Here is a 2,944-nt window from a genome sequence, read left to right as displayed (position 1 = left end):
CGGACGTCGAGCGCACCCTCGCCGCGATCTGGTCGGAGATCCTCGGTATCGACACCGTCGGAATCCACGACAACTTCTTCGAACTGGGCGGCGATTCGATCATCAGCATCCAGATGATCGCCCGGGCGAAGAAGTTCGGTGTGCACCTCACTCCGCGGCTGATCTTCAAGCACCAGACGATCGCCGAGATCGCGGCACAGGCCGGTACGGCCACGCCGGTCGACGCGGAGCAGGGCCGCGTGGTGGGCGAGGTCCCGCTGACGCCGATCCAGCACTGGTTCTTCGAGAAGGACCTGCCGGCGTTCGACCACTTCAACCAGGCCGAACTCCTGGTCACCGACGGACTCGACCCCGAGGTGCTGCGTCTGGCGCTGGCCGACCTGATCGAGCACCACGACGCGCTGCGCCTGCGCTGCGCGGACGAGGCCGACGGCTGGCGGCAGTACCTGGACGACACCGTGGACACCGGCATCCTCGACGTACACGACCTGTCCGGTGTCGCGGACGAGTCCCTGGCGTCGGTGTCGCTGGACGTCGCGGAGGAGACGCAGCGGAGCCTCGATCTCGCCAAGGGCCCGCTGCTGAGGGCCGCCCTGCTGGAGCTGGGGGCCACGCGCGGGCAGCGGCTCCTCATCGTGGTGCACCACCTGGCGGTCGACGGCGTGTCCTGGCGGATCCTGCTGGAGGACCTGGGCAGTTGCTACGAGCGTCGGGCCGCGGGGCTCGCGCCCCAGCTGCCGGCGAAGACGACGTCGTTCCGGTCGTGGGCCCAGCGACTGCACGGCTTCGCCCGATCCGCGCAGGCGCGCGCCGAGTTCGCCTACTGGTCCGAGCCCAAGCCGGCCGGCCGGGTGCCGCGTGACCGGGACGGCCGCAACGACCTGGGATCCGCCGCCGGCGTCGTGGCGAGGCTCAGCCCCGAGGAGACCCGTGCCCTGCTGCGGGACGTTCCGAGGGTCTTCGACACGCGGATCAACGACGCGTTGCTCACCGCGCTGGCGCACGCCCTGCGGGACTGGACCGGGGACGACGAGACCCTGATCGGCCTGGAAGGGCACGGCCGCGAGGACCTGTTCCCCGACGTGGACCTGTCGCGGACGGTGGGGTGGTTCACGTCCGTCTTCCCCGTCGCCCTGCGGCTGGAACCAGGAGCCACCGATGCGGTGGCCTCGCTCGACTCCGTCCGCGAGCAGTTGGCGCGGATCCCCAACAAGGGCGTCGGCTACGGCATCCTGCGCCATCTCGGCGCCCAGGACGTGGCCTCCGTACTGCGCCGGCAGCCCACTCCGGAAGTGAACTTCAACTACCTGGGGCAGTTCACCAGGGACCTGCCGGGCATCGGACGGTACGCCGGTCCCGAAGAGCCCAAGGGTCACTCCATCAGCCCGGACGGCATGCGCTGGAACGTGCTGGACGTGACCGCCGCCGTCGAGGGCGACACGTTCGGCCTGTACGTCAACTACTCGACCGCGCTGCACGACCGGCGCACCGTCGAGCACCTGGCCGACGGTGTCCTCCGCCACCTGCGGGAGCTGATCGCCGGCAGCGCCGACGGAGCCGCCGACGCCCGCAGGGAGTCCCCTGGTGTCCCCCTCACCGATGTCGGTGACGCCGACATGGCCGCGATCCTGAAGAGGTTCTCGATATGAGCGCGCACAACGTGGAAGACGTCTACGGACTCTCACCCCTGCAGTTCGGCATGCTGTACCACTCGCTGGAGGACACCTCCGACACGCGCCCCTACATGGTGCAGATGACGGAGGAGGTCGAAGGACCCTTCGACGAGACGCTGTTCGGCGCCGCCTGGCAGCAACTCGTCGACCGGCACTCGATCCTGCGCAGCGCGTTCGTGTGGGAGGGGGTGTCGGAACCGGTGCAGGTGGTGCAGCGCCGGGCCCCCCTCCCCTTCGAGGTGCGGGATCTGCGGGGCCTGTCCGGCCAGGAGGAGCGGCTGAACGCCTTCCTGGCGCAGGACTGGGCCCGGGGATTCGACCTCTCACGGGCCCCGCTGGTCCGGGTCACCGTGCTGCGCATGACGGAGGAACGCCGCATCGTCGTCTGGTCGTTCCACCACATCCTCCTCGACGGCTGGAGCGTGCAGATCCTGCAGAAGGAGCTGTTCGCCCTCTACCGCGCGCTGCTCGACGGCACTCCCGCCGGGCTGCCGCCGACGGTCCCGTACCGCCGGTACATCGAGTGGCTCAACTCCCGGCGGGACGACGACTCGGGGACGTTCTGGTCCGAGTACCTGGCGGGCGTCACCGAGCCCACCGCCCTGCACGTCGACCGGGACACCGGTGACACGGGAGTCGGCGAGTTCGAGGTGTGCGCCTCCGCGGAGCTGTTCGCGCGGGCCCGGGACTACGCCAAGTCCCAACGCGTCACGATGAACACGCTGGTACAGGGCCTGTGGTCGATCCTGCTCTCACGGTACAGCCGTCAGGACGAGGTGCTGTTCGGCTCGACCATCTCGGGCCGCTCGATCGACCTGCCCGGCGTCGAGTCGATGATGGGCCTGTTCATCAACACGCTGCCGGTGCGCGGCCGGCTCACGGGCGACCTGGTCGTCTCCGAGTGGCTGCGCGACCTCCAGGACGAGCAACTGGACATGCGGCAGTGGGAGTACTGCCACCTGGTCGACGTGCAGAAGCACAGCAGGATCCCGCGCGGCGAGCCGCTGTTCCGGTCCATCCTCGTCTTCGAGAACTACCCGGTGGTGCAGAAGCCGTCGGACTTCCCCGAGGGGCTGACCCGGCGCCTGGTGAACTGTGTCGAGCGCACCGGGTACCCGCTGACCCTCGTCGTCTCGGCCGGCCGTGCCCTGGAGTTCCGCTTCGTCTACGACCGCGGCCGGTTCGACGCGGAGACGGTCGAGCGCATGGCCGGCCACCTGGAAAGCCTGCTGGCCTCCGTGGTGGAGTCGCCCGGGGCGCGCATCGGCGAC

2 protein-coding genes are annotated in these 2,944 nt (G+C 69.7%); both read left to right on the top strand.

The window, feature by feature from the left end:
* A partial coding sequence (locus LG395_RS40840) for a condensation domain-containing protein (RefSeq protein ID WP_225814641.1) occupies positions 1-1,649 on the top strand: 1,649 nt, incomplete at its 5' end.
* Positions 1,646-2,944 (top strand): condensation domain-containing protein (locus LG395_RS40835; RefSeq protein WP_225814639.1); only part of this gene is annotated, 1,299 nt, incomplete at its 3' end. The genes LG395_RS40840 and LG395_RS40835, both read left to right, overlap by 4 nt.

Source organism: Streptomyces spinosus (genome assembly GCF_020400655.1).
In the GTDB taxonomy this organism is placed as follows: domain Bacteria; phylum Actinomycetota; class Actinomycetes; order Streptomycetales; family Streptomycetaceae; genus Streptomyces; species Streptomyces argyrophylli.
This window is presented reverse-complemented; position numbering and strand designations above follow the sequence as displayed.